Source organism: Lactobacillus sp. 23-2 (assembly GCF_044902225.1).
Taxonomy (GTDB): Bacteria; Bacillota; Bacilli; order Lactobacillales; family Lactobacillaceae; genus Lactobacillus; species Lactobacillus absianus.
Genome location: NZ_JAOQBX010000005.1, coordinates 88,885 through 114,724, shown reverse-complemented (window position 1 = coordinate 114,724; position 25,840 = coordinate 88,885). Strand labels below are relative to the sequence as shown.

Below are 25,840 nucleotides of genomic sequence, written 5' to 3'. Positions count from 1 at the left end.
TCTTAGGCATCAAACATCATTCCCTTCGTCCTAAGTAGCTGTCGACCACTTGGGCCGCCAGCCAGCGCCGGCGCTCATTCTCCTGGTGCATCTTCTCAAAGTCGAGCTGGTCGATCTCGCTTTCCTCCTGAATTTCCTGGACGTCGATCCGGTGAAAGACCACTTCATGACAGCCCGCCCCAACCAGTTCCACGGTGTAGTAGCTGGCTTCCTGGGGGAAGTCGAAGATGCCGCTCTTGCCGCGGATGATCTGCAGCTTGACCATGACGTCCTCGCGGTTGTAGGCGATCAGGCGCAAAAAGAGGCCGTCAGGCGCGTCGGCTTCCGCCAGCATTCTGAAATAATAGCGGTGGCCGGGGATCAACAGCGGCAGGCTGGGAATGGCATGGGCGGTGGCATAGGAGTAGACCATGTCCCACTTGTAGATGGTGGATCCGGCTGGCAGGCCGCCATTGTAAAAGTAGATGTCGTCCCTGGCCCGGCGCATGATGCGCGAGCCGTACATATAGGCATGCCCCGTCGCCTTGACGGTGCTGCCGACATAGGAAAAGCCGCTCTTGTACTTGGCTTGGTCGGCCATGGAGATCCCATGCCAGAAGACGGTGCAATTTTCATTCCAATAAATGCTCTGCATATTATCGCTCTCCAAACTCATCGCGCAGAATCATCCCGTACTGGGTGCGGAACCACTTGACCAGGGGGCCGGTCGCGTCGTTGTGGTGGCCGGGGAAGCCCTTGGCGATGATCTTCGTGTCACGCTTTCTGCCGTTGAAGTTCCTGAGCAGGTCCCGGTAGCCGTAGGCGTCATAGTCGTCGTCTTCCATATAGGCCACCGCCAGGATCGTCTGGGAAAAGTCAGCCTTGGAAAAAGCGGACCAGAACTTGTCGTTCAGGGCATTGGCCCGGTCATCAAAATTGGCGTGCCAGTCCTTGATGGGTGAGCCCTGGTTTAAGACGTCAAAGGCGGTCGGGAAGATCCCGAAGCGGTAGTCCCGCTCCATTTTGGCCATATTGCCCAGGCTCGCCAAGGGCTTGCCGACAATGATGGCCCTGGGCTCCAGCTTGGCCGCGTAGTACATGGCCCCAAAGGTTCCCATCGACAAGCCGCTCATGACCAGCTGGGTATGGTCAAAGCCCAGCCAAGCCAGTTTCTCCTTGATCTTGGCCACCAGCTTGTCTTCCAGCTCCTTGCTGCCCAGGTAGAACTGCCCGCCCTCCAGGCGGGGGTCGCCAATCAGCATGAAGGGGGTCTTCATCCCCCGCATCATGTAGAAGCCTTCAAAGCCCTCCGCGGTCCGGTAGCCGGAAAAGTAGACGTTCAAAGGCGGCTTAAGATCGCCAGGATTGAAGTAGGTGATCAGCAGGTCGCGGTTTCGATCGGAAATCTCTTCCCCGCCAGCGATAAAGGAGCCCATCCCCCGGCGCGACCAACGGTAGTGGATGTCGCCGACCGTCAGGTTCCCTTCGCCTCTGACCTCCAGGCTGACGTTCAAGACGGAGCCGGCATTGGTCCCTTCGATCAGGAGCCAGTCTTTCATGTCTTTCTCGTCAAAAACCATCCGCCTGCGGACGTTGTCGGCAATCCCGGGATTGTTTTCAAACACGGCCAGGCGGATGTCGATGCTGGGGTCCTTGATGAACTGGGGCCACATTTCGATGGTCTTGTCCTTGTCGCAGTAAACGCCCCAGCGCCAGTTGATGACCGGCCAGTATTCATCGCCAAAGTTCCCGCTCAGGCGGACGCTTTTGAAGCCGTCATACTCAATTCTCCCCCTGAACAAGGGATTGACTTCCAAAGCAGACACGTCGATCTTGGACCCGGTCTGCCCGCCAAACAGGCGGGTATTGATCCAGTCAAAGGCCTGGTTGTGGCTTTCAAAGTGCCTGTAGGTCACCTGCTTGGTCTTGAACAGGTACTGGACCCGCTCGCTTTTTTCCTCGTCTTCCAGGTCGTCATCGGCAATGAAAGTGTAGGCATCCACGTTCTTGGCCAGGACGGGCACGTCTTCGTCAAGCGGCAGGTCGATCAGCCAGCAGCCCTGAAAGCCGCGAAAGCGCAGCTTCTTGTCTGCCTTCAGCTCTTCCACCAGGTCCGCCAGTTTCCCCCGGCCGGCCTTAAACCATTTGACGTCCGCGAATTCCGGGACGCTGGGCAGATACTCTTCAATTCCATAAAGCAAAAAATAATCCATTATTCCGTGCCCCTTACTGCCTCTTCCAGCTCCTTGACGATCTTTTCGCCGGTGTAGTTGTTGATCTTGTTGACCGAGTACATCTTGGCCCGGTTCCAGTTGTTCAGCCCATCCAGATAATAGCGCATGGCCCCAGCCAGCTCAGTGACCTGGCCGATCTGGAGGCCATTTTTCCCGTTGTCGACGTAGGCGGATTCCACCCGGTTGATCTGGGGAATCCCGGTACTGATCCCCACGACCTGGAGGAAGATCTCCGGACGCGTGGACAAGTCAACGATCAGGCGGATTGGCTTCAAGAGCTTGATCAGGTCATTGTCGGAGTGGATGGTCACGTAGTTGATCCGGCGCACCCGCTTCTTTTCTTCTTCCTCATCCTCTTCACTGCCCGTGGCCGCTTCCAGGCCCTCAGGCAAAGACTGGCTGCTTCGCAGGAAATAGTACTGGTAGCTGGTCTGGTCCCGCTTTTTCAGCTCGGCCTCGATCAGGTCCTTGACCATGCTGAACTGGTCAAAGCCGGCGTAGTCGGTAAAGTTGATCTCCACCAGCTTGTTGGACTCCATCACGTCGAACATCTGGTGGATGGCTTCGGTCAAAATCTCCTTCGGCAATCCGCCTACCATGAACATGACCTTGAGCAGGCGCTCGCGGTCGCTTTCCCCCATTGACAGGTTGGTGTCCAGCGGCGGCAGTTGCAAAACGTGCTTGACCCCGTTTTGCTTCATCAGGTTGCTGATGTAATTGGAGTCGGCAATGACCATGTCGGCCTGGCGGGCCGTCTCAAAGACGTGGGGGTCATCAAACTTGGTCCGGTGCCCGTAGTAAGAGATGACCTTGTGGCAGTCCCGGCCCTTCAGCCGGTCCAGCAGAAACTGGTCGTGCCGGCGGCTGGCCGCGATGACAAAGGTGTCCTTGGGCTGCAGGTTCTTGGCCAAGTACCGGTCCAGGTGCTCGCCGATCATCTCGTTCATGCTGTCGTACCTGGTCTGCTTAAAATTGGCCTGGCCCGCCGGCAGGATGGTGATCGTGTCGTCCTTGTTGCTGCGAAAGACTTCTTCCCCCTCAGGGTTCAAGAAGACCCGGTCTTGAAAGCGACCTTCCGCGTCATAGTTCAGGATGCTGGACAAAAAGCCCCGCCAGTCAAAGAACATGGTCCGGTACTTGTAGCCCAGGCGGACGAACTCAATCTGAATCAAGTTGCCCGTAACCCCCATTCTGATCCGGGCATAGAGCTCATCTTCCCGGTAGACCAGGATGTTGAAACCATTGTAGACAAAGGCGCAGTCTCTGGGCCAGTTGAAGTCCAGGTAGTTGACGTTGCGGATGACCTGGTCTTCAGGAATCCCTTGCATCTGGTCAAAAATATTGTCGCTTTCCGCGTCGAGGATATTGTGGCGGAACAAGAAGTTCCCGATCGAGGGGAAGTAGCCCAGGGTCAGGATCTTGACCGGCTTGCCCTCATCTTTGAACATTCTGATCTGGTTGATGCTGTCGTCAAAGGCAAAGTGGATCAAGCCGTTGTTAAGAAACCAAATCTGGCCATAGCTGAGCCAGGTCCGGCTTCTCCGGTACCATGATGGAACAAAATAATACATGCCAACTTCCTTTCTCGCTTCTTTTGCCTAAAAGCAGCCGCGGCCGCTTTAGATCAGGCTCACGTAATGGCTTCTGATCCGCAGAACGTCGATTTCTTCCACAATGGCGGCACTAAAGCCAGCCAGGATGATCACGTAGTTGGGGATCATGGCCAAAGCCCCCAGGTTGGGGCTGACCAGGTTCAGGCCCATCGGCAGGCCGACGATCACGACAAAGTAGACCGAGCTGACAAAGGAGAAGACGTTGATCACATGGTGCAGGTACTTCTCCGTCTCCTTGCCCGGGTGAAAGCCGGGGATGTAGTCGCCGGACTTTTGCATTTTTTCCGAGATTTCCAGGGGGTCAATGCTGATATAGGCAAAGCCGTAAGTCAAACCCACCATGATCAAATTATAGATAAAAAAGCCCGGCAAGACGTTGATCTGGAAGCAGTCCGCCAAAATTTGCCAGATCCTGGCCCCGGTCACGTTCCGCAAAAAGAGCAGCAGATAGCGCGGCAGGGCAAAGATGGTCATGGCAAACATGGCCGGCATGGTCCCAGCCGGCAGCACCCGGATCGGCAGGTAGGACTCCGACCCAAACTCCGAGCTGATCAAGAGCTTGGTGACGGGAATCCGCCGCTCGGCATTAGTCAACAGGACCGTCACGGTCCCCAGGGCCAGCATGGCCAGCAGGGTGATGCCCCGGGTCCAGTTGGCCGCTTGCGGCCGCAGGCCTGGAATAATCCCCTGAATGAAGAAGCGCATCAGGGCAAAGAACATGTTGGCCATCAGGATCAGGGTGATCCCGCCCAAACCGTTCTTGTCATTTTCCACGCTCAGCCAGACCAATAGGAAGCTCCCAGCCAAGAGGACCAGGAAGGAGACGAACCTGGCAAACGGCGCGGTCGAAGTAAAGCTGAACTCGTGCAGGACCACGAAGGCTTGAATGACTGCCAAGAAGAAGGTCAGCCCCTTCTGAATCCAGTCCAGCTTCTTCTCCGTCAGCTTGGACAAGCCTGGCAGGTGCAGCTGGCCCAGCATCCCCACGATGATCATCGATGACATCCAGGGGCCAATCCCCAGTGAGAAAAGCGACGCCCGGCTTGAGTCGCCGCCCGTGGCCGCCAGCATGATATTGCCGCCCTTCGTGGTCAAATTCGCGAAAGGCAGCGGGATGTATTTGCCAAAAACAAAGATCCCAATGTAGAGCAAGGACCACCAGCCCTTGGTCAGGATGGTGCGCCAGCCCAAATCTGTTAGCGATTCTTTTTTACCCATTAGTTATCAAATCCATTTATTAATTTTTCTTCGACCAGCTCTTATTAAACAATGATAACATAGCCAGCCAGACTTTGGGCAGGAGGCGGCTATTCTGTTATAAAGGCCAAAAAGAGCCTGGCCGGCGGTCAGACTCTTTCTGGAATTATTGCTGCTTGCCAATAAGTAGATAAGCAGCATTTCAATATTTATGCCGGTTCAGGATCAGTGCTCGCTGACGAACTTCCCGATCCGCTTCAGGGCCTCGTGCAGGTCTTCATCGCTTGAAGCATAGGACATGCGGATGTAGCCCTTGCCCCCGTCGCCAAAGAAGCTCCCTGGGGTCACGCCGACCAGCGCCTCCTTGGCCAGGGCCTTGGCAAAGGCAACGTCGTCGCCCTTGAACTTGGCAGGGATCTTGGCAAAGATGTAGAAGGCCCCTTGTGGCCGCGCCATGTCAAAGCCCAATTCCCGCAAGCCTTCTTCCATGAAGGTCAGGCGACGTTCGTAAATGGCCTTGAATTCCTTTGGGTCATCCAACCCGTTGGTCAAGGCTTCCACCCCAGCGGCTTGGACGTTGTTGGTCAAGGAAGTAATCAGGAAGTTGTTCATCTTGCAGATGTTCTTCATGATTTCCGCTGGCCCGCAGATAAAGCCCAGCCGCCAGCCAGTCATCGCGTGGGACTTGGACAGGCCGGAAACGTAGATGGTCCGCTCTGGAGCAAAGGTGGTCAGTGAGTAGTGCTTGGCTTCCCCGTAGATCAATTCTGCATAGATTTCATCGCTGATGGCGTAGACATGGTACTTCTTCAGAACCTTGGCGATTCCTTCCAGGGTTTCCTTAGGGTAGACGACGCCGGTTGGGTTGCTTGGGTCGTTGATCATGACCGCCTTAACGCCCTTGCCTTCCTTCTTGAGGACTTCTTCCAGCTTTTCCGGAGTCAAGACAAAGCCGTCGGCACTGGTGTCAACTTCAACTGGGGTGGCCCCGGTCAGGGAAACCAGCTGCATGTACATGGACCAGACCGGCGTTGGCACGAGAACCTTGTCGCCGTCGTTGAGCAAGGCATCCAAAACCGCGTTCAAGGCTTCGGTAGCCCCAACGGAAACGGCAACTTCGGATTCTGGATCATATTCAACGCCGTTCAGGCCCTTAACGTACTTGCTGATGGCTTGGCGCAATTCAGGCTTGCCAGATTGCGGCGCGTAGTGGGAGTCGTTGGCTTCAATATCGGCAATTGCCGCCTGCTTGACGTGTTCCGGGGTGTTCAAGTCAGGTTCGCCCAGGGTCAGCTTGATGACCCCCTCATATTGAGAAACGTATTTGTCAAAAAGACGAATATCTGATGGCAGCAAGGCGTCAAGCTTGTGGTTGACGATCCCTTGCAAATCTTGCGCTAATTGTGGCATTGAAATAAACCTCTTCATTCGAAACAAAATAAACTTAACATTTGTTTTTATTTTACCATAGTATGTTAAGTTTTTTCGCTAAGAACGCCCTTTTTTCTCCAGAAAAAATCCTCCTTGGCCTAAAATAGTTTAGTTTGACCAGGAGGGAATTTAGATTATTTAGTTTGCAACCGGTTTAATCATTAATATTTTAAGTCCAGATGGATCAGATCTTCATAACTTTCGCGCTTAACCACCAGCCGGTCTTGCCCGCTTTCCGCGAAAACGACCGCCGGGCGCGGGTTGCGGTTGTAGTTGGAGGCCATTGAGTAGCCGTAGGCCCCAGTAGCCAGCATGGCCACGACGTCGCCAGGTTCGGTTTTTGGCAAAGGACAGTCTTTGATCAGGATGTCCCCGCTCTCGCAGTACTTACCGACCAGGTTGACCCGCTCAGCAGCCTTTGCGGCTGGATCCTTGGCCAACACGGCTTCATACTTGGCCTGGTAAAGGGCCGGGCGGATATTGTCGCCCATCCCGCCGTCAACGGCCACGTAGCTTTCATAACCTGGCAAGTCCTTGCGCGAGCCAATCGTATAGAGATTATAGCCGGCTTGGCCCACCAGTGAGCGGCCCGGTTCAATCCAGATTTCCGGCAAAGGCAGGCCGGCCTGCTGACAGTCCGCCTTGACCTCTTTGATAATGGCCCGGACGAATTCTTCTGGCGGCAGCGGCTGGTCTGCTTCCGTGTAGCGGATCCCAAAGCCCCCGCCGACGTTCAGGACCTTGATGGCGTAGCCGTACTTGTCTTGCCAGTGCTTGCCCAAGCTGGCCAGCTTGTCGGCACAGCCCACGAAGCCGCGGACGTCAAAAATCTGTGAGCCGATGTGGGCGTGGGCGCCAAGCAGGTCCATGCGCTCATCCGCCAAGACTTGCTCCAAAGCCCGGTCAGCCTGCCCGCTGCCCAGGTCAAAGCCAAACTTGGAGTCAACCTGACCGGTTTGAATGTATTCGTTGGTGTGGGCGCTGATCCCCGGGGTCACTCTGAGCATGACCTTGGCCCGCTTCCCCTTCTCCTTGAGGATGGCTGACAAAAGGTCGATCTCATGGAAGTTGTCCAGGATGATCACGCCCACCCCGCTGTCAACAGCCATGGCCAGCTCTTCCGGGGACTTATTGTTGCCGTGGAAGCTGACCCGATCCATTGGGAAGCCGGCTGCTTTGGCCGTGGCCAGCTCGCCGCCTGAGACCACGTCCACGTGCCCGCCCTCTTCATTGATCACCTGATAGATGGCAATGGCACAAAAGGCCTTGGAGGCATAGCTGACGGCATAAGGCACCTTTTCTTCCTCAAAAACCCGCTTGAAGGCCCGGAAAGTGGCGCGGATTTTGTCCACGTCATAAACCACCAAAGGCGTTCCGTACTTGTGGGCCAGTTCCAAGGCATCCACGCCGCCAATCTGCAAGTGGCCAGCCGCGTTGATATCGGCCGGCTTGATCAAATCTGTCATTTCTTCACCTCAAAAGTCTTTCTTATCCTGGTTGAAATCAGAATTCTTTCATTTATTTAATCCGATTATTATTTTTATACCATTCAGTTTAGCCTGAACCTGGCCCGCCTGCAAGGGCCAATAGTCTGCATGCAACGGACATTTGCGCGGAAATGCGGCTTGGGCCTTGGCCGCGGCAATGTGGCGCGCGGGTTGGGGCGGCTTTGCAAGCTAGGTTCCCAAAAAGTACCCAACTGCAAAAAAACACTCACCAGCCTAGATGAGTGTTCTCCGTTCAAAATAGCAATAAAAAAGAAGCCAAGTACTGCTGCCTTGGCTTCTCTTTTTCATTGCGTTAGCTGGATTCGAACCAGCGCATGACGGTACCAAAAACCGTTGCCTTACCACTTGGCTATAACGCAAGCAAAATCATTTTGTTCAATCAAGGGTTGACTACTTGCATCCCCCAACCGACATCTACTATCATACTTATTTTCTTAGCCTTTGGCAAGCCCTTTTTTAAAAATAATTTGTTTTTCAGGAAATTTCTTCAAAAAGGCAAGGAGCTTTCTGTAGTTTGGCAAAAAAGGTCCGCTCTTCTTGCAGGCGATCTGGCGAGGCGATCCCCCGCTTGACGTTGATGTTCAAGTCATCGAGCATGGCCGCGATCAAGTCCCAAAAGCCTGATCCAGCCTCCGAAAAGTCCTCGATCCCACTGACGCAGGCCCTGGCCACCTGGTCGCAGGTCTCCCAGCTGGCCATCAATTCTTTAGACAGGCGCTTCTCAGCCTGGGCAATGGTAATTGGCGATGATGAGTCCAAATGACTGGTTTCAGCATGAAAGACCTTTTCCGCGGCTTCTTCATAAGCCAGCCCCAAGACCAGGACTTCCCCCAGAGCCCGGCTGCAAAAGTCAAAGTAGGAGCGACCAATGCCGGCCTGCCTTTTAGCAGCAATTGCCGCTGACGTTCCCCTAACCAGCTGCTCCCGCGCGCTTTTGCTATGAAAGTGCAGACGCGCCTGGCTTAAGGCCAGGTACAGCTGGGCTTCCGGCTCCTTGGCGCCAGAAGCCAGCAGCTGCTGGTAGAGGCGACAGGATTTGCGGTACTCCTTGCGCCGGTAGCACTCCTTGGCCTTGGCCAAGAGGTCCTCTTGCTTTAAATTTTTCTGATAATAGAGCTCCTGCACCTGGCCCAGAGTATACTCGATCCCGCAAGTCTGGCAGACGTAAAGGTCGCTTTCCTTTCTGATTTTCTGGCCGCCGCAGACGGCACACTTGATCTTGTCCATTTGCTTGTTCCTGTCTTCTTAATTAACTAAATCCCTTGTTAAAACTCTTTTTCTAAATGTAACCGCTTTACACAAGAAAGATTATAACAAAAGCTGCCGGCAAAAGTCACACAAAATGATCGAAAAAAGAGTCTGGGAAAAAGTGGCTGCTGGGGGCCTTTTGGGCTTCAGCAATTCTCTGCTGTGATTTGAGATACACAAAAAGGCTTCCAGAAGTTTTTCCACTTCTAGAAGCCTTTATTATTCGTTAGCGTCTTTTTCCAGACTCTTGCAATTAGCTTACTTGACCACGATGGTCAGCTTGACGATGGTGCTGGTCTGGTCCGGGTAGCCAAGCTTGATGGCGGCTGGGTAAGTGCCGGCCTGGTTAAAGTCAGGCACGACTGCCCCATCTTCGCTCACAAACTCATACGTGGTCATGCCCGGCAATTCGCCCGCGTTTTGGATCAAATCCTTGGCGCTCTTGACCGTCCCCAGCGCGGCTTCGCTGTTCCCAGCTTGCGGCTTGAAGTATTCACTGTCTGGCAGAACCTTGACCGTGACTGGCCGCTGAACCGTTGACCCGTCTGGGTAGGCCACCTCAAGGCAGGCCTTGTAAGTGCCGGCCACGCCGGTATTTGGCAGTTGGTAGCTCGCGGCGCCGCCTGCTTCAACAAAGCGGACGCTAAAGCCAGCTGGCAAAGCCGCGGCATTGGTCAGCAGCTTATTGGCGTCAGCCGCCTGCCCGACTGGCAAGACCGCCTCCTTGACGGCTAAGACTGGGTGCAGAGAAGCCTGGCTGGCGTTGACCTGGATCCGGACCGCCGCCGTCTCCTCGCTGGACTTGTCTGGGTAGGTGACCTTGATCTTCACCTGGCTGCTGCCGGCCTTGTTAAAGTCAGGCGCCTTGACAAAGGCAAACTTGGTACCGTTCGGCAGAGCAGCAGCGTTGGTGATCAGGCTGGCCGCCGTGAGCGGGTGCCCCTTTAAAGTCGTCGCCGTGCCCTTAACCTGCGGGGCATACAAGTCTGCGTTGGCTTTTTCCTTGACGACCACGGTGAGCTTCTTAATTACCTGCCGGCTGCCGTCAGGGTAGATGACGACTACGCCGGTATCATATGAGCCCACCTTCTGGAAGTTGGGACCAACCGTGAAGGCAAAAGCCGTCTTCTTGGGCAGCTTGGACCGGTTGGCAATCAGGCTGGCCGCCGGCAGCACGCTGCCGCGGACCACGGACGCGCTCTTGACGGCCTTGGCCTTGTAGACTGCGGCATCAGGCTTCTTCTTCACCGTGATCTTGATCTTGGCGCTGGTATCCTTGGACTTGTCTGGATAAGTGGCCTTGATCCGGGTCTGGTAAGTGCCGGCCTTCTTGAAGCTGACCTTGCTGGTAAAGGAGTACTTGGTCTTCTTTGGCAGCTTGGACCGGTTGGTGACCAGCTGCTTGGCTGACACGGCCTGCCCGCTCCAAACGCTGGCCCCCTTGACCTTTGGCTGGTACTTCAAGCGGTCCGGCTTTCTGGCAACCGTGACCTTGAGCCAGGCACTGGTGTTTTTGGACTTGTCCGGGTAAGTGGCCTTGATCCGGGTCCAATAGGTCCCGGTCTTCTTGAAGCTGACCTTGCTGGTAAAGGAGTACTTGGTCTTCTTTGGCAAGGCCGCGGCATTGGCCACCAGCTTCTTGGCCGTGGTCTTTTGCCCCAGCCAAAGACTGGCATTCTTGACCTTTAAGCCATACTTTTGGCTGTCAGGCTGGCGCTTGACGGTCAAATAGAAGCTACTGGTCTTTTCAGACGACTTGTCCGGATACTGGACCAGGACCCGCCGCTTGTACTTGCCGGACTTCCAGAAGTTGACGGCCTTGGTGTAGGAGAAGGTCGTCCCTTTTGGCAGCTTGCGCCAGTTGGTCACGGCCTGGTAGGCATACAGCACTTTCCCGTAAGCGGTCTTGACTTTCTTGACCTTTGGCCGGTACTTCTCCTTGTCCTTTCTCAGGTCCTTGACCTTGACCCTGATGGTCTTGCTGCTTTCGCTGCTCCCATCCGGGTAGACCAAGGCAATCCTGGTCTTGTAGCTTCCGGCTTTCTTGAAGTTGACCCGGCTACTAAAGCTGTATTTCGTGCCCTTTGGCAGGGAATGGCGATTCTTGATCAGGCTGGCAGGCGAAATGCTCTTGCCCATCTTGACCGTCTTGCCTTTGGCCTCTGGACGGTACTTTTGGGCATCGGTCTGCTTTTCCTTGACCGTTACCGTGAAGGTCTTGCTCTTGTCCTGGGACCAGTCCGGGTACGCGGCGATGATCCGGGTCCGGTAGCTGCCCGCCCGGTAGAAGTCCGGCGTTTCCGTAAAGGAAAAAATCGTCTCCTTCGGCAGCTGATCCTTATTCTTGACGAAGCTGTCGGCAAAGCGGAAATCGCCCACCTCCACCTGCTTGTTGGCCACTTTTGGCTGATAGCGCTCCGCGTCCTCTCTGGCGGCCTTCGCTTGGCCAGCCAGACCGCCGGTCAGGAACAAGGCGGCCAAGGCAGCCGCACTCAAGCTTTTAACTATCCGTTTCATAATGATCTCCCCCTTTTGTTTTCGCCTGCCTTAATTCGCGGCCAGGCGCTCGGCAACCAGTCGGGCTTCGGTTGAGTAGTTGGCCAAGCTGAAGCCGGCAATGTAAAAGTCGCTGAAGAGCTCGTTCGTTGACATCTCGCCCAGTGCGTAAAGGTTGTCAAAGAAGGAGCCGTCAGTCTGCTCAACCAGCATGTCCCGGTTGATCTTGACCCCGCCGATGGTTCCCCATGAGCCAGGCATGGTGTAAAGGCCATAGTAGCCATCCGCCCCGTCCAGGCTCTCCAAGTGGGCGGCATCCTTGCCAAACTCGTCTTCGCCCTTGGCGCAGGCTTCATTGTAGCCGGCCACCGTCTGCTCCAAAGCCGCCGGGTCAAGGTCCAGTTTTTCAGCCAGCTCCTTGACGCTGCCAGCATGAACGACGACCTTTGGGTCTTCTTTCTGGGCATCCAGCTTCTTTCTGAAGGTCTGGTCCATCTTTGCCGCGTCATAGATGACGTAGTAGCGCGGACTGCCTTCATAGTAAAGGGCCGTGGTCAGGTTTAAGGCAAAAAATGGTGCTTCATTGGTAAAGCGCTTGGCTTGGTCATTGACCACGATCGCCTTGCTGTAGTCTGGCACGTTCGCGTAGGAAATGCGCAGCGGCCAGCCAAAGTCCAGGAAGGCGTTCTTGTAGATATTGCCCTCATAGAAGCTGGCCCCGGCCTCCTTCAGCAGGCCGTAGCCATCGCCGGTGTTGCCCGGGTTGGCTTCATTGAAGACGTGCACCTTTTCCAGGCTTGGGGTGGTCTTGACCAAGTCTTCCTTGTGCCCGTATGACTCACCGCCAGTCGCGATCACCACGGCCTTGGCGGTTACGGTAAAGCAGCCAGCGGCATTCCGGGCCGCAAAGCCAGTCGCGTGCTTGCCGCTTTCGTCAACGTTGATTTTGGTAATCACCGTGTCCGGCAGGATCAAGCCGCCATGGTCCTTGATGTATTTCTCCAGGGCATTGACGATAAAGGCCCCGCCGCCAAATACGGCGAACTTGTAAGGCGCTTCTTGGGCAATTTGCGGCTTGCTGCCCGCGATGTCGACCAATTCATCAAAAGTCTCGCCCGTATGCTCTTCCAGATAGCGCAAAAAGTCATAGTCCATCTCTTTCTTGGCGCCGTGGGCATTGAGCTCCTTGACCCAGTTGATCAGATCGTCGATCTGGTTGTCAGCAACCTTCTTGGAGCCAACGGTGGCAAAGGCCCCAGCCGCGTAGCGGAAGGAGCCGCCGACTTGGTCGTTCTTCTCAACGATCAGGGGCTTCAAGCCGTTCTTGATGGCAAAAGCCGCCATCGTCAAGCCCGTCAGCCCGCCACCGGCAATGGCGACGTCTACCGTTTGGTCCTTGGCCACGACTGGCGGCTTAGGCACCGGCTGGCTCCAGTCGGCCAAGTCGCCACCGGCCGCTTGCAAGGCCTGCTTGCTGGCATTGATGATCCCTCTGGACGTGAAGCTGGCCCCGCTGACCGCGTCCACGGCCAGGGACTGGTAATGGACGATCCGCTCTGGAATCCACTTAAAGGCATTGTCGCCCACATGCGGGGTTTCGTGCTGTTCAACAATCTTAACGTCAGTAATGTGCTCGCCGTCCGTCGTCAAAGCGACCTTGATGTCGCCGCCATGACCGCCGGCTTGACCCGTAAAGGTCCCCTTCTGCAGCTTTGCCATAATTTTTCCTCCTTAGCAATCTGCTTAATTGATTTTTGCTATAACACGATTAATAACGGTATGTATTGCTTGTCTACATCCAAATCGTAATTCTTTTTCCTTGAAAAGTAAACGCTTTCGGATCAAAAAAGATAGCAAATGAGTTAAGCCGAGGTCAAAAAAAGACGCCTCCATGCTTGGAAGCGTCTTTAGTTAACTTTACCTTAAGCCTTGAGCTCGTTTGGTTCACCTTGGCTGTGGAAGGACATGCGGAAGCTGGCTTCAAATTCTTCGCCAGCCTCCAACTTGTTCATCCCCTGCTTGTGCTCAAGGTCCCCATCGGCATCAGTGAGGTCGGCAATCCCCCACCATGGCTCGATGCAGACGTAGTTGCCACAGTTCGGGTACTGAGACCAAACGCCGACGTATGGGGCTGAGTCAGTCCGCACGTTGACGTGGAAGCGGCTCGTGTCGGTCCGGATTGAGAACTTGTTGTTCGGCCGGCGCATCACCAGCACCATGGCATCGTTCTTGAACAATTCATCATCAATGGTGATCAGGGTGCCCGTTGGGGCCAGGGACCGCTTCTTCCAGTTGAGGTAAGCCCCTTCCAGCGGCACCTGCACGCGCGGCTTGGCCGGGGTGACCTGCAGGTAGAAGTCGTCCTTCTTGACCTGGTCATTGACCGGCAAGGCAAAGCCTGGGTGGCCGCCAACGCCGAAGATCATCTCGCCTTCGCTCTTGTTGGTGACCTTGAAGCTTTCCTTGACCATATTGTTCAACAGCTCGTAGCTGACCCGGAATTCAAACTTGAACGGGTAAATCTTGCGGGTCTCTTCATTGTCAGTCAAAAGGAAGGTCAGCTTGTCTTCAGTCTGCTCTTCCAGAGCAAACTCCATGTCACGGGCAAAGCCGTGCTGGTGCATTTCGTACTTCTTGCCCTTGTAGGTGTAAGAGTCGTTCTTCAGACGTCCAACGATTGGGAAAAGGACGGGAGCATGGCGGCCCCAAACGGCAGGATCAGCCTGCCAAATGTATTCATTGCCCAGATGCTTGCCGACAATGCTTTGAATTTCAGCTCCATGGGTTGAAACAGTTACTTTGATAATTCCATTCTCAATAGTGTATTCCATAGCTTCGGTTCCTTGTTCAGGATCTTTACAAGATAAACTTGGTCAGGTCCTTGTTCTTTACGATATCACTCAGTTTCTGCTCTACATAGGCCTGGGTCACGGTAATCTGCCCCATTTCCATGTCCGGCCCTTCGTAGAGCACATCTTCCAACAGTTTTTCCAAAATGGTGGCGAGACGCCGGGCACCGATGTTGTCAGTTCCCTGGTTGACTTCATAAGCGATTTGAGCGATCTTGTCCACGGCTTCGGCCGTAAAGACCAGGCTGACCCCGTCTGCCTTCAGCAAGGCAATGTATTGCTTGAGCAGGGAGTTTTGCGGGTCTTTCAGGATCTTGACGAAGTCTTCCTTGGTCAGGCCGTTCAACTCGACTCTGATTGGGAAGCGCCCCTGCAATTCAGGGATCAGGTCGCTCGGCTTGCTTTCGGCAAAAGCCCCCGCCGCGATGAACAGAATATGGTCAGTGGAGACCGGACCGTACTTGGTGTTGACGGTTGACCCTTCCACGATTGGCAAAATGTCGCGCTGTACCCCTTCACGTGAGACTTCACCGGAGTTGTTCTTGTTGCCGGCAACGATCTTGTCGATTTCGTCGATGAAGATGATCCCGTCCTGGCTGGTCCGCTCGATCGCCTTCTGGTAGATCTTGTCGTAGTCGACCAGCTTGCGCTCGTTCTCCTGGATCAGCAGCTGGCGGGCTTCGCTGACCGGCAGGGTCCGCTTGACCTTCTTCTTGGGCATCATGTCGCCCAGAACTGAGGACATGTCCATCCCCATCTGGCCCATCATGTCGCCCATTGGGTTGACCTTTGGCGCCTGCTCGACTTCGATGGTGACTTTCCGGTTTTCCAAGAGTCCCTTGTCCAGCTGCTCAGCAACTGACAGACGCTCATTTCTGATTTCATCAGTCACTTCCCCGTCATCTTCCTCTGGGCTTGCCAAAGGATTGCCTGCCAAAAGGTTCTGCATCATTGACTGCATCTGCTGCATCTGGTTCTGGCGGTCATCGCGCTTGATGCCTGGGACCAGCTTTCTGACCAGGATCTTGTTGGCCTCGCGGGCGGCCTGGGCCTCCACGCGGGCGAATTCTTCCTTTTCCACCATGCGGACGGCTTCAGTCACCAGGTCCCGGACCATTGATTCCACGTCCCGGCCCACGTAGCCGACTTCGGTGAACTTGGTGGCCTCGACCTTGACGAAAGGCGCCTCGACGATGTCAGCCAGGCGGCGGGCAATCTCGGTCTTGCCGACCCCGGTCGGGCCAGCCATCAGGATGTTCTTGGGCGTGATGTCCTTTTGCACGTCCTTTGGCAGCTGGGCCCGGCGGTAGCGGTTGTACAAGGCGATAGCGACTGACTTCTTGGCTTCGTCTTGACCAATGATGTATTGGTCAAGCAAGGCCACGATCTGCTTTGGAGTCTTCTGCTTCATTATTTTGCCTCGATTTCGTCAGTAATAATCTGGTGGTCGGTGAAGACATCGATCCCCGCGGCAATGTCCACGGCTTCCTTGGCAATCTCCGCCGCGCTCATGCCTTCGCTGTGCCGAGTCATGGCAATCGCGGCTGCTTGGGCATAGTAGCCGCCTGAGCCAATTGCCACCACGCTTTCATCCGGCTCCAGCACCTCGCCGTTGCCGGAGATCAGGAGCAGGTCCTTGTCGTCAAAAGCAATCAGCATCGCTTCCAGCTTCTGCAGGGTCGGGTCCTTGCGCCAGGACTGGGCCATTTCAACGGCTGCCCGGCGCAGGTCGCCGTTAAAGCTTTCCAGCTTCCCTTCCAGCATTTCTTCCAGGCTGACGGCATCAGCCACGCCGCCAGCAAAGCCGATCACCACGCGGTCGTGGTAGATCCGGCGGATCTTTCTGGCTGAAGACTTGGCAATAATGCTCTTTCCCAAGGTAACTTGGCCATCGCCCGCGATCGCGGTCTGGCCATGGTATTTAACGGAACAAATCGTCGTCATTTTTTCTCTATCCTCCATTTTTTGGCCGTAGGGCCATTTTCATCTTAGCACTTTGAGCTCATTTCGGGCCCTTCCGTGGAAAATATTTCGCGTAATCAGCTTTAAGGTGAGCCATCGTCACGTGCGTGTAGATCTGGGTCGTCGACAGGCTGGCGTGGCCCAGCAATTCCTGCACGCTCCTGATGTCCGCCCCGTTGTTCAGCATCTGGGTGGCAAAAGTATGCCGCAATTCATGGGGGTGGGCCCCCGTCCCAGCGCCGGCCTTGGCGAAAATCTGCCGGATGACCTCCTGGATCGTCCTTACCGCCAAGGGATCGCCCCGCTGGCTTAAAAAGACCTGGCCGCCGTCCTCCTTGTGTCCCAGCAAAAGCGGCCGACTTTGGTCCAAGTAGCGCTGCAGGTCCTGCTTGGCCTCATCCGAAAACAAGACCCAGCGGTCCTTCCCGCCCTTGCCGTGAACCAGGATCAGCTGCCGGTCTATGTCCAGCTGCTGGAACTTTAAGGCCGCCAGCTCACTCACCCGCATCCCCGTGGCATAGAACAAGGACAAGATGGCCCGGTTGCGGATGGTCAGGGGACGGTCGTCATTCAGGGAGTCAAAGACCCGCTTGATCTCCTGGGGGTAGAAGAATTGGGGCAGCTTCTTCTCGCCCCGCCTGATGACGATCCCGGCGGTTGGATCCACCGCGGCCAGCTGGCGCTTGGTCAAAAAACGGTAGAAGGACTTGAGGCTGGACATCTTCCGGCTGGTCGTCGACCGGGCCAGGCCGCGGCTGGCCAAGTCCTGCAGGTAGATTTCAAGGTCCCGGCCCGCTAAGCGCCCCCAGCCGGGAAAGCCGCCATTGTCCTGCCAGAACTGCCTGGCTGCTTCCAAGTCCCGCTGATAGGCCTGGATGGTCTTGGGGCTGTAGGCCCGCTCATTTTTCAAATAGCTCAGGAACTGGTCCAGGAACTCGTCCTTCATTAGTCAGCCAGCTCTTGTTCCTTAAAGGCTTCCAGATCCTGCAGGCCTCTTTCGGAAATCTTCTCGTGGCGCTCGCGCTTGTTGCGGATCTTCTTGCCTTCAAGGCCAGGAATCAGGGCAAAGGAAGCGTTCATTGGCTGGAAGTGCTTGGCATCAGTGGTCGTGATGTAGTTGGCCATGGAGCCCAGGGCCGTAGTCTTCGGGAAGACAACCGGCGCTTGCCCCAAGGCCTCTCGGGCAGCATTGATCCCAGCAACCAAGCCTGAGCCCGCGCTTTCAACGTAGCCTTCAACGCCGGTCATCTGGCCGGCAAAAAAGAGCCCCTGGCGCTGCTTGGCCTCATAAGTGGCATTCAAGACTTCCGGGCTGGCCATGTAGGTGTTCCGGTGCATCTTGCCGTAGCGAACGAAGCGGGCGTTTTCCAGACCCGGAATCATGCGGAAGACCCGCTTTTGCTCCCCGTACTTCAGGTGGGTCTGGAAGCCCACGATGTTGTACATGGACGCGGCCGCGTTGTCTTGGCGAAGCTGCACGACCGCGTATGGGGTCTTGCCCGTGTGCGGGTCTTCCAGGCCGACTGGCTTGAGGGGGCCAAACAGCATGGTCTTCGGGCCCCGGGCGGCCATGACCTCAATTGGCATGCAGCCTTCAAAGACCTCAGACTTCTCAAAGCCGTGCAGCTCAGCGGTCTCCGCGTGAATCAGCGCATCCGCGAAAGCCTCGTACTGCTCCTTGTTCATCGGGCAGTTGAGGTAGGCTGCCTCGCCCCGGTCATAGCGGCTCTTCTTGTAGACGATGTCCATGTCGATGGAGTCGGCCGCGATGATTGGAGCGGCGGCATCAAAGAAGTGGAGGGAGTCCCGGCCTTCAAATTCCTGAATCTTCTCCGCCAGCCCGTCTGAGGTCAATGGACCAGTCGCTACGACCGTAATGCCGTTAGTTGGCAGGTCAGTGATTTCCTCATCGTGAACCGTGATCTTGTCCATGCTCTTGAGCTTGTCAGTGACGTACTTGGAGAAGTCCGCCCGGTCAACGGCCAAGGCCCCGCCGGCTGGCACTTGCGTCGCGTCAGCGGCTTCCATGATCAAGGAGCCCATGCGGCGCATTTCTTCCTTGAGCAGGCCAACCGCGTTGGAAAGCTGGTTGGACCGCATGGAGTTGGTGCAGACCAATTCCGCGAAGCCGCCGGTTTCATGGGCTGGGGTCAGCTTCTTAGGCCGCATTTCGTACAAGTCAACTTCGATGCCCCGCTTGGCCAGTTGCCAAGCGGCTTCTGAGCCGGCCAGTCCGCCGCCGATAACAGTTACTTTTTGAGTCATTTCTTTCAATCCTTTAATCCTATTAATTCGCGTAAAAATTCTTCTTCTAAAAATAATACCATCAATCGAATTTCGGTTGATGGTAAACGCTTAATTTTATTGATTTTTAAGCAATCATTTTCATTCCTGACCGCTGACGGCTTCGCTTTCCGCCTGTGGCTCTTCTTTGTAGTCGCCGTTTGGACACTGGACGATGATCCCGTCCTTGCGCTTCTTTTCGACCAGGAAGTGGCCGTCGTTAGGGCAAGTGCGCGCGATCGGCTTGTCCCAGGAGACGAAGTCGCAGTCCGGGTAGCGCGAGCAGCCATAGAACTTGCGGCCGCGCTTGGACTTCTTCTCCAAGATCTCGCCTTGGCCGCACTTCGGGCAGGTCACGCCGACCTTCTTGACGATCGCCTGGGTGTGGTGGCAGTCAGGGAAGCGCGAGCAGCCGTAGAACTTGCCGTAGCGGCCCATCTTGATCACCATTGGCGCCCCGCAGATCTCGCAGTCAAAGCCAGCTGGCTGGTCCTTGATCTGGATCTTCTGGATCTCGCTGTCAGCCTTTTCCAGTTCCTTGGAGAAAGGCTTGTAGTACTGGTCGACCACGGCCGCCCAGTCCTTCTTCCCGTCCTCGACCTCGTCCAGGTCGCTTTCCAGCTTGGCCGTATAGTCCACGCTGGTGATGTCCGGGAAGAACTGCTCAACCAGGCCGTCGACGATCTCGCCCAGCTCAGTCGGCACGATGGCGCGCCCTTCCAGCTTGACGTAGTTTCTGGTCTGGATGTTCTGGATGGTTGGCGCGTAGGTTGACGGCCGCCCGACCCCGTTTTCTTCCAGGGCTCTGACCAGGCTGGCTTCCGTGTAGCGGGCCGGCGGCTGGGTGAAGTGCTGCTTGTTGTCGGACTTGGTCAGCTTGACCTGGTCTCCTTCTTCCAAAACCGGCAGGGTAACGTTCTTTTCAGCCCGGTTGTCGTAGACCTTGGTGAAGCCGGCAAACTTCATAACTGAGCCGGAGGCTCTGAAGCAGACCTCGTTTTGGACCAGGTCATAGCGGACCGTGTCAAACACGGCCGGCGTCATCTCGCTGGCCACGAAGCGCGACCAGATCAGGCTGTAGAGGCGGAGCTCATCGCGGGTCAAGACGGACTCAAGGGACTTTGGCGTGCGGTAGACGCTGGTTGGCCGGATGGCTTCGTGGGCGTCCTGGGCATCTTCCTGGTTCTTGAAGTGCCGCTGCTTCTTGGCCGCGAACGCTTCCCCGTATTCCTCATTGATGAACTTGGCAGCTTCAGCGGTCGCGACCGGGGAAACCCGCTTGGAGTCGGTTCTCATGTAGGTGATCAAGCCGACGGTCCCCTCCTTGCCCAGGCTGACCCCTTCATAGAGGTGCTGGGCAATGTTCATGGTCTTTGAGGTCCGGAAGTTCAAGCGCCGGTTGGCCTCCTGCTGCAAGGTTGAAGTGGTGAAGGGGGCTGCCGCCTGCCGGCGGACTTCCCGCTTGACCACTTTCGCCACTTCAAAAGGCTGCTTCTTGTCAAACTGCTTGAGCAGGTCCTGAACGGCGTCATTGTCAGGCAGCTCGGTCTTCTTTCCCTTGACCCCGTAGAAGCTGCCTTGGAACTTCTTGTCCTTCTCAAATTCGGCTTCAATGGTCCAGTATTCCTTAGGCTTGAAGGCCTTGATCTCCTTCTCCCGGTCAATGACCAGCTTCAGGGCCACGGACTGCACCCGGCCGGCTGAGAGGCCCTTCTTGACCTTGGACCAGAGAATTGGCGACAGGGAGTAGCCGACCAAGCGGTCCAGGACCCGGCGGGCCTGCTGGGCGTCGACCGTGTCCATGTCGATGGTCCGGGCGTGGTTGAAGGCCTCCTTGACCGCGTCTTTGGTCACTTCGTTGAAGGTGACCCGGTTCTGCTCCTTCTCATCCAGCCCTAAAACGTGGGCCACGTGCCAGGCAATGGCTTCCCCTTCCCGGTCCGGGTCGGAAGCCAGGTAGACCTTGTTGGCCTTCTTGGCCTCGCTCTTCAGTTCCTTGATCGTGTCGCCCTTGCCGCGGATGGAGATGTACTTTGGCTTGTAGTCGTTCTCAATGTCGACCCCCATCTGGGACTTGGGCAGATCGCGGATGTGGCCCTTAGAGGCAATCACGTGATACTTGCGGCCCAGGTACTTCTCAATCGTGTGCGCCTTGGCTGGCGATTCCACGATGACCAGGTCCTTCTTGACCTTGCTTCTCTTGCGCTTGGCCTTGGTCTTGGCCGCGCTCTTAGTCGCTGTCGTTTTCTTCGTAGCTTTCTTTGTCGTAGCAGGCATCAAATGCCCCTTTCACTTGTAATCTAAATTCAAATCTTTTTCCAATATAGGTATTATTTGGCGAATTGTCAACTAAAAGAAAAGCTAATAAAGGAAAAAACAAGTCCTGGCGCGGACAAAAAGTCAGCCGATTCCTTCCAGATGCGGGCCAATAATCGGAGTCGCGCCCGCCGAAATCAGCTGGTTGGTGCCAACCGACAAGGGGGAGTTGATCTGGCCGGGAATCGCGTAGACGTTGCGGTTTTCCTGCAGGGCCAAATTGGCGGTAATCAAGGAGCCGGAATGCTCCTTGGCCTCAGTCACGATCACGTTCTTGCAGATGCCGGCCAGGATCCGGTTGCGCTCCGGGAACCTGAAGGGCTTGGGCGGGGTATCCGGCAGGTACTCGCTGAGCAAGAGCCCCTTTTTGGCAATCGCTCGCTGCAGGTCCATATTGCCCTGGGGGTAGAAGTAGTTCAGCCCGTTGCCCACCACGGCAATCGTCTTGCCGCCATAATTCAGGGTGGTCTGGTGGGCAATCGCGTCAACCCCCTGGGCCAGGCCGGACGCGATCACCTGCTTGCGGCGCAAAAGCTCCGGCATCAGGTTCTCAATCACTTGCCGGGAGTAGGCGGTCGGGGTTCTGGAACCGACGATGACGGTGATTTCCCGCTCAAGCAGGCCCAAGTCGCCCATCGCGAACAAGAGGACCGGCGGGCGGTAGATTTCCCGCAATTTGACCGGGTACAGGTCGTCAAAGAAAGTAATGATCTTGAACTGCCGCTGAACCCGCTCAATGGCGCTTTCAAAGCGGTCATTGAAGAAGGCGGACTCCACCTTCAGGATGAGCTCGTCCGGCAATTCCAGGCAGCTGAGCCACTCATGGTCCACGTCCTCGTCAGGCGGCATCTGCTGCATGACCTGGAGGATCTTCAGGTAGCTGAGCCCCTTTTGCATTTTCAGTCGCAGAAGAAATTCGGTTTTGTTCATAATTTTCCCTCCACTTACTATTACGCAAAAAAGGGCACTTTTTACCGGAAATTTTTTAAAAAATTTGCCAAAAAATAAGACTGCCGCGGCAGTCTTATAAACTATTCATTATTTTCATTGACCATGTCAGCTACTGGCGCGAAAGTCAGGCGGTGGATCGGCGTGGGGCCGAATTCCTGCAAAGCCGCGAGGTGCTCCGCCGTCCCGTAGCCGGCATTGTGCTGGAAGCCGTACTGGGGGTAAAGCTGGGCATAGTCATCCATCAGAGTGTCCCGGAAGACCTTGGCCACGATCGAAGCAGCCGCGATCGAGTTGGACTTGGCATCCCCCTTGATCAATTCCGTCTGCGGCAGCTTGACCGGCACGTTCATCGCGTCGACCAGCAAGGCATCCGGCTGGACGGACAGGCTCTGAACCGCCTGCCGCATGGCCTGGCGGTCAGCCTCATAGATATTGATCCGGTCGATCACCTGATTGTCCATCACGCCGACGCCGACGCTGACGGCCTCTTGCAGGATCTTCGGGTAGAGGGCCAGGCGCTTTTGGGGGCTCAGCTGCTTGGAGTCATTGACTTCCACCAGGTCAAAGCCGGCGGGCAGGATGACCGCGGCCGCGACGACCGGTCCAGCCAAAGGCCCCCGGCCGACTTCATCGACTCCGGCCACCAGCTGCCCCTTGGCCCAGAATTCCCGTTCATACTTGAAGCGGGCCAAAAAAGCCGCTTTCTTTTCGCTTTCCTTGGCCATCCGCTTGTCATAGGCCTTCAGGGCCGCGGCCACGCCTTTTCGCGGGTCCTGGCGCAGGGCAGCCAAAGTGGCTGGGTCAACCTGGCCGCTTTTGAGCAGGGCCTTGATTTCGCTAATTGTCATGGTTCGGCCGGTCCAGCGTAATCCGCCCCAGCTTGCCCTTGCGCAGGCGCAGGAGCATGAAGTTGGCAAAGCGGTCGTAGTCGTCCCGCATCCCATTGTTTTGGGTCATAGCCAAAAGCAGGTCGGTATCTGAGATGTTTTCCAGGGCTTCCTTGCTCGTGTTGGCGAACTTGGCCAGGTAAGCCGGGTAGTACTGGCGCATCTGGGCGATCACGAACAAAGCCACGTCATCGGCGTGGAAAATGGTATCCTTGATGGCCCCAAAGGCAGCCAGCTTGTAGCCGACGGCCTGGTCGTCAAATTTTGGCCACAAAATCCCTGGCGTGTCCAGGATTTGAATCCCGTGCTGGGTCTTCAGCCAAGACTGGCCCTTAGTAACGCCGGGCTTGTCGCCGGTAATCGCCACGTTGTGGCCAACCAGGCGGTTGATGATGGTGGACTTGCCGCAGTTTGGCACCCCGACCAAGGCAATGCGGATGGTTGGGGTAGCCGCCCCCTTCTCCTGCAGCTTCTGCACCTTGTCTTGCCCCGCCCGCTTGATCAGGTGGATCAAAGCCTGCATGTTGGTGCTGTGCTTGCCGTCCATAGCCATGACTGAGGTCTTAGGCCCCATCAGGGCCTTTTGCCAAAGCTTGGTCATCACCGGGTCCGCCAAGTCGGCCTTGTTCAAGACGATCAAGTGCGGCTTGTCGCCAACCAGTTCGGCGATCATCGGGTTTCTGGACGCGATCGGAATCCGGGCATCCAATACTTCCACAACCACGTCAATCAGGTTCATCTTGTCTTCGAGCTGATTCCTGGCCTTGTTCATGTGGCCAGGATACCATTGAATCTTAGTCATTTTTCCTCCAATAAGCTAATACCAATCTTAAGCAAATATCTGTTTACTATTCTAAAAAAATTATTTTGCTGTTATTTTTGCCGCTTCATTCCCCAGCCGCAAATAAAGAAGAGCCGCGAGGCTCTTGGTAATCGATATCATGCTAGTACTGCATTTTCTCGACGTATCGCTCCCAAGCATCGTCGAAGATCGTCATCGTCGGCAGGTAGCCGGCGTTTTCTTCCAGGTACTCAGAGAGCTTGTTCTTGTCCTGCTCCTGCTTTGGGAAGGACGAATCGAACTGGGCATTGTTGGCAAATTGGGCAATCTCTTCACGGGAATCAGAGTCGCGCTGGGTCATCAGGAACTGATAGAAACTTTGCCGGTAAGCCATGCTAGTGCTCCGTCTTAGCGAAGAACATGACCGCGTAAGCGCCATGTCCTGCGTGCGTAATGATGATCGGGCTGGTCTCCTGGATCAGGATGTCCAAGTTAGGGTTGACTTCCTTGAAGCGGGCGGCCAGCTTCTCCATGTCTTCGCGGGTATCAACGTAAGAGATGCCGACCCGGTCGACCTTGTCGCCCAGTTCCTTGAGCTGGTCGACGATCATGTCGTCGAACTTCTTCATGAACTTGTGCCCGCGGCCGCGGTAAGGCACGGTCAGCTTCCCGTTCTTCATGACCAGGCCCACGTGGAAGTTCAAGGCGGACACGACCCGGCCCGCCAATCTGCCTAAGCGGCCCCCAGCCAGAATGTTCTTCAGGTTCGGCACCATCATTTCCAGGTACATGTTGTCGCCAACTTCATCCAGGTGCTCGACGATCTCGTCCATGCTCTTGCCGGCTTCGGCATATTTGGCTGCTTCCAGGCAGTAGTAGCCTTGGGAGCGGTCGGTGTAGCCGCAGTCAATGACCGTGATCTTGCCTTCGACCAGTTCAGCGGCCTGACGGGCGGCATCAACGGTCCCGGACAGGCTCTTGGCCATAAAAATGCCCAGAACCTCGCTGCCGTCAGCCGTCAGTTCCTTCATTTTTTCCAAAAAGACCCCAACCGGCGGCTGGCTGGTCTTTGGCAGCTGGTCCGCTTCATCCATCTTCTTGATGAAGTTGGCACGGGTAATTTCAACCCCATCCGTATAAGTGTGGCCATCAATCGTGATCGACAGCGGCACCACGGTAATGTGATATTTTTCAATTTCTTCTGGACTCAGCTGTACGGAAGAGTCCGTCATGATCTTGATCTTTGCCAATTTAAATGACCTCAATTTCCATAATATTCTATCAATTGCCCCGACTGGCAACCATTATGATAGAATTTAGTTTATACGAATTTAGTATAGCAAACTTTTTGTGAAAACTGATAACGATTTGAAAGGATGTTTGCATGACTTTTAATCCTTGGAGTGAACCTGAAGAGCGGTCTAAAGCCTACCATGTCGTTGACAACGTGCTTTCCGCCGTCGTTCATGGAATTGGTTTTGGCTTGGCCGTGGCGGGGCTGGTCATCTTGATCGTCAAGGCGGCCCACACCGGCAGCGCCTTGCGGATCACGACTTTTGCCATTTATGGCTCCTGCATGATCCTGCTTTACCTCTTCTCAACCTTATATCACAGCTTGATTTTTACCAGAGCGCGGAAGGTCTTCCAGATCTTCGACCACTCGTCAATTTTTATTGCCATTGCCGGTTCCTACACCCCCTACACCTTGGTCGCCATTGGCGGCGCTGAAGGCTGGTGGATGTTCGGGATCATCTGGGCCCTGACCGTGTTTGGGATCGTCTACTATATCTTCAACCGGGGCAAGCACTGGATCGGCGACACCATTCTTTACATTGCCATGGGCTGGATGGTCATCCTGGCCGCCAGCCAGCTGTACCCGCGCCTGGGGCCCACCGGCTTCTGGCTCTTGGTCTGGGGCGGGGTGGCCTATACCTTTGGCTGCCTCTTCTTCTCGATGAGAAATCTCCCCTTCAGCCACGTCATCTGGCACTTTTTTGTACTGCTGGGCTCGGTATTGATGTACTTCTCCGTGCTTTTCTATGTCTGATGCCCGCGTTGTAAAAAGACCTTGATCGCTTGATCAAGGTCTTTTTTGAATGCTTATG

General features: G+C 55.5%; 21 protein-coding genes and 1 tRNA gene. 1 reads left to right on the top strand and 21 read right to left on the bottom strand.

Going from position 1 to position 25,840, the window contains the following annotated elements; translation table 11 throughout:
• Nucleotides 1-16 precede the first annotated feature (16 nt).
• The 21 genes from asp3 to OCH80_RS03320 all read right to left on the bottom strand — a co-directional run bounded on the left by asp3 (nucleotide 17) and on the right by OCH80_RS03320 (nucleotide 24,985).
• On the bottom strand, nucleotides 17-634 hold the full coding sequence (asp3, locus tag OCH80_RS03420) for an accessory Sec system protein Asp3 (protein WP_404537900.1): 618 nt from the start codon (nucleotides 632-634) through the stop codon (nucleotides 17-19).
• A gap of 1 nt (nucleotide 635) precedes the next feature.
• On the bottom strand, nucleotides 636-2,192 hold the full coding sequence (gene asp2, locus OCH80_RS03415) for an accessory Sec system protein Asp2 (protein WP_404537898.1): 1,557 nt from the start codon (nucleotides 2,190-2,192) through the stop codon (nucleotides 636-638).
• Nucleotides 2,192-3,784 (bottom strand): accessory Sec system protein Asp1, encoded by a 1,593-nt coding sequence (gene asp1, locus OCH80_RS03410; RefSeq protein ID WP_404537896.1) that lies wholly within the window; start codon nucleotides 3,782-3,784, stop codon nucleotides 2,192-2,194. Before asp1 ends, asp2 begins: the two co-directional genes overlap by 1 nt.
• Before the next feature lie 48 nt (nucleotides 3,785-3,832).
• Nucleotides 3,833-5,044: an accessory Sec system protein translocase subunit SecY2 gene (gene secY2, locus OCH80_RS03405; protein ID WP_404537894.1), complete on the bottom strand. Its 1,212-nt coding sequence runs from the start codon at nucleotides 5,042-5,044 to the stop codon at nucleotides 3,833-3,835.
• 204 nt (nucleotides 5,045-5,248) lie between these two features.
• On the bottom strand, nucleotides 5,249-6,433 hold the full coding sequence (locus tag OCH80_RS03400) for an aminotransferase class I/II-fold pyridoxal phosphate-dependent enzyme (RefSeq protein WP_404537892.1): 1,185 nt from the start codon (nucleotides 6,431-6,433) through the stop codon (nucleotides 5,249-5,251).
• Between the two features lie 182 nt (nucleotides 6,434-6,615).
• On the bottom strand, nucleotides 6,616-7,920 hold the full coding sequence (gene lysA, locus OCH80_RS03395) for a diaminopimelate decarboxylase (RefSeq protein WP_404537890.1): 1,305 nt from the start codon (nucleotides 7,918-7,920) through the stop codon (nucleotides 6,616-6,618).
• 329 nt (nucleotides 7,921-8,249) lie between these two features.
• Nucleotides 8,250-8,321, bottom strand: a tRNA-Gln gene (locus OCH80_RS03390).
• A 115-nt stretch (nucleotides 8,322-8,436) separates the two neighbouring features.
• A complete protein-coding gene (locus tag OCH80_RS03385; protein WP_404537888.1) occupies nucleotides 8,437-9,189 on the bottom strand; it encodes a hypothetical protein in 753 nt (250 codons plus the stop codon).
• 279 nt (nucleotides 9,190-9,468) lie between these two features.
• Nucleotides 9,469-11,727, bottom strand: coding sequence for a Rib/alpha-like domain-containing protein (locus tag OCH80_RS03380; RefSeq protein ID WP_404537886.1), 2,259 nt, complete (start codon nucleotides 11,725-11,727; stop codon nucleotides 9,469-9,471).
• Nucleotides 11,728-11,757: 30 nt separating this feature from the next.
• Nucleotides 11,758-13,425 carry an FAD-dependent oxidoreductase gene (locus OCH80_RS03375; RefSeq protein ID WP_404537884.1) on the bottom strand — a complete coding sequence of 556 codons (1,668 nt, stop codon included), beginning with the start codon at nucleotides 13,423-13,425 and terminating at the stop codon, nucleotides 11,758-11,760.
• 203 nt (nucleotides 13,426-13,628) lie between these two features.
• Nucleotides 13,629-14,537 (bottom strand): aldose 1-epimerase family protein, encoded by a 909-nt coding sequence (locus tag OCH80_RS03370; RefSeq protein WP_154548407.1) that lies wholly within the window; start codon nucleotides 14,535-14,537, stop codon nucleotides 13,629-13,631.
• A gap of 25 nt (nucleotides 14,538-14,562) precedes the next feature.
• Nucleotides 14,563-15,966: an ATP-dependent protease ATPase subunit HslU gene (gene hslU, locus OCH80_RS03365; RefSeq protein WP_404537881.1), complete on the bottom strand. Its 1,404-nt coding sequence runs from the start codon at nucleotides 15,964-15,966 to the stop codon at nucleotides 14,563-14,565.
• Entirely contained in the window at nucleotides 15,966-16,499 is a 534-nt protein-coding gene (gene hslV, locus OCH80_RS03360; protein WP_154548403.1) for an ATP-dependent protease subunit HslV, read from the bottom strand. Before hslV ends, hslU begins: the two co-directional genes overlap by 1 nt.
• Nucleotides 16,500-16,557: 58 nt before the next feature.
• Nucleotides 16,558-17,463: a site-specific tyrosine recombinase/integron integrase gene (xerA, locus tag OCH80_RS03355; RefSeq protein WP_404537878.1), complete on the bottom strand. Its 906-nt coding sequence runs from the start codon at nucleotides 17,461-17,463 to the stop codon at nucleotides 16,558-16,560.
• A complete protein-coding gene (gene trmFO / locus OCH80_RS03350; RefSeq protein WP_404537876.1) occupies nucleotides 17,463-18,782 on the bottom strand; it encodes a methylenetetrahydrofolate--tRNA-(uracil(54)-C(5))-methyltransferase (FADH(2)-oxidizing) TrmFO in 1,320 nt (439 codons plus the stop codon). Before trmFO ends, xerA begins: the two co-directional genes overlap by 1 nt.
• 120 nt (nucleotides 18,783-18,902) lie before the next feature.
• On the bottom strand, nucleotides 18,903-21,077 hold the full coding sequence (gene topA / locus OCH80_RS03345; RefSeq protein WP_404537874.1) for a type I DNA topoisomerase: 2,175 nt from the start codon (nucleotides 21,075-21,077) through the stop codon (nucleotides 18,903-18,905).
• Between the two features lie 123 nt (nucleotides 21,078-21,200).
• On the bottom strand, nucleotides 21,201-22,046 hold the full coding sequence (dprA, locus tag OCH80_RS03340; protein ID WP_302187707.1) for a DNA-processing protein DprA: 846 nt from the start codon (nucleotides 22,044-22,046) through the stop codon (nucleotides 21,201-21,203).
• A 101-nt stretch (nucleotides 22,047-22,147) separates the two neighbouring features.
• On the bottom strand, nucleotides 22,148-22,915 hold the full coding sequence (locus tag OCH80_RS03335; protein ID WP_404537871.1) for a ribonuclease HII: 768 nt from the start codon (nucleotides 22,913-22,915) through the stop codon (nucleotides 22,148-22,150).
• Complete coding sequence (ylqF, locus tag OCH80_RS03330) at nucleotides 22,905-23,756, bottom strand: ribosome biogenesis GTPase YlqF (RefSeq protein WP_404537869.1); 852 nt, start codon at nucleotides 23,754-23,756, stop codon at nucleotides 22,905-22,907. The genes OCH80_RS03335 and ylqF overlap by 11 nt, the downstream gene beginning before the upstream one ends.
• 142 nt (nucleotides 23,757-23,898) lie before the next feature.
• Entirely contained in the window at nucleotides 23,899-24,129 is a 231-nt protein-coding gene (locus tag OCH80_RS03325; protein ID WP_404537867.1) for a YozE family protein, read from the bottom strand.
• A gap of 1 nt (nucleotide 24,130) precedes the next feature.
• A complete protein-coding gene (locus tag OCH80_RS03320) occupies nucleotides 24,131-24,985 on the bottom strand; it encodes a DegV family protein (protein ID WP_404537865.1) in 855 nt (284 codons plus the stop codon).
• 134 nt (nucleotides 24,986-25,119) lie between these two features.
• Between OCH80_RS03320 and OCH80_RS03315 the strand changes: the two genes are divergently transcribed.
• Nucleotides 25,120-25,782 carry a hemolysin III family protein gene (locus OCH80_RS03315; RefSeq protein ID WP_154548385.1) on the top strand — a complete coding sequence of 221 codons (663 nt, stop codon included), beginning with the start codon at nucleotides 25,120-25,122 and terminating at the stop codon, nucleotides 25,780-25,782.
• Nucleotides 25,783-25,840 lie beyond the last annotated feature (58 nt).

Excerpts from the sequence above, each read along its gene's own strand:
- asp3 (WP_404537900.1), bottom strand. The coding sequence starts at position 634 with ATGCAGAGCATTTATTGGAATGAAAATTGCACCGTCTTCTGGCATGGG.
- asp2 (WP_404537898.1), bottom strand. The coding sequence starts at position 2,192 with ATGGATTATTTTTTGCTTTATGGAATTGAAGAGTATCTGCCCAGCGTC.
- asp1 (WP_404537896.1), bottom strand. The coding sequence starts at position 3,784 with ATGTATTATTTTGTTCCATCATGGTACCGGAGAAGCCGGACCTGGCTC.
- secY2 (WP_404537894.1), bottom strand. The coding sequence starts at position 5,044 with ATGGGTAAAAAAGAATCGCTAACAGATTTGGGCTGGCGCACCATCCTG.
- OCH80_RS03400 (WP_404537892.1), bottom strand. The coding sequence starts at position 6,433 with ATGCCACAATTAGCGCAAGATTTGCAAGGGATCGTCAACCACAAGCTT.
- lysA (WP_404537890.1), bottom strand. The coding sequence starts at position 7,920 with ATGACAGATTTGATCAAGCCGGCCGATATCAACGCGGCTGGCCACTTG.
- OCH80_RS03385 (WP_404537888.1), bottom strand. The coding sequence starts at position 9,189 with ATGGACAAGATCAAGTGTGCCGTCTGCGGCGGCCAGAAAATCAGAAAG.
- OCH80_RS03380 (WP_404537886.1), bottom strand. The coding sequence starts at position 11,727 with ATGAAACGGATAGTTAAAAGCTTGAGTGCGGCTGCCTTGGCCGCCTTG.
- OCH80_RS03375 (WP_404537884.1), bottom strand. The coding sequence starts at position 13,425 with ATGGCAAAGCTGCAGAAGGGGACCTTTACGGGTCAAGCCGGCGGTCAT.
- OCH80_RS03370 (WP_154548407.1), bottom strand. The coding sequence starts at position 14,537 with ATGGAATACACTATTGAGAATGGAATTATCAAAGTAACTGTTTCAACC.
- hslU (WP_404537881.1), bottom strand. The coding sequence starts at position 15,966 with ATGAAGCAGAAGACTCCAAAGCAGATCGTGGCCTTGCTTGACCAATAC.
- hslV (WP_154548403.1), bottom strand. The coding sequence starts at position 16,499 with ATGACGACGATTTGTTCCGTTAAATACCATGGCCAGACCGCGATCGCG.
- xerA (WP_404537878.1), bottom strand. The coding sequence starts at position 17,463 with ATGAAGGACGAGTTCCTGGACCAGTTCCTGAGCTATTTGAAAAATGAG.
- trmFO (WP_404537876.1), bottom strand. The coding sequence starts at position 18,782 with ATGACTCAAAAAGTAACTGTTATCGGCGGCGGACTGGCCGGCTCAGAA.
- topA (WP_404537874.1), bottom strand. The coding sequence starts at position 21,077 with ATGCCTGCTACGACAAAGAAAGCTACGAAGAAAACGACAGCGACTAAG.
- dprA (WP_302187707.1), bottom strand. The coding sequence starts at position 22,046 with ATGAACAAAACCGAATTTCTTCTGCGACTGAAAATGCAAAAGGGGCTC.
- OCH80_RS03335 (WP_404537871.1), bottom strand. The coding sequence starts at position 22,915 with ATGACAATTAGCGAAATCAAGGCCCTGCTCAAAAGCGGCCAGGTTGAC.
- ylqF (WP_404537869.1), bottom strand. The coding sequence starts at position 23,756 with ATGACTAAGATTCAATGGTATCCTGGCCACATGAACAAGGCCAGGAAT.
- OCH80_RS03325 (WP_404537867.1), bottom strand. The coding sequence starts at position 24,129 with ATGGCTTACCGGCAAAGTTTCTATCAGTTCCTGATGACCCAGCGCGAC.
- OCH80_RS03315 (WP_154548385.1), top strand. The coding sequence starts at position 25,120 with ATGACTTTTAATCCTTGGAGTGAACCTGAAGAGCGGTCTAAAGCCTAC.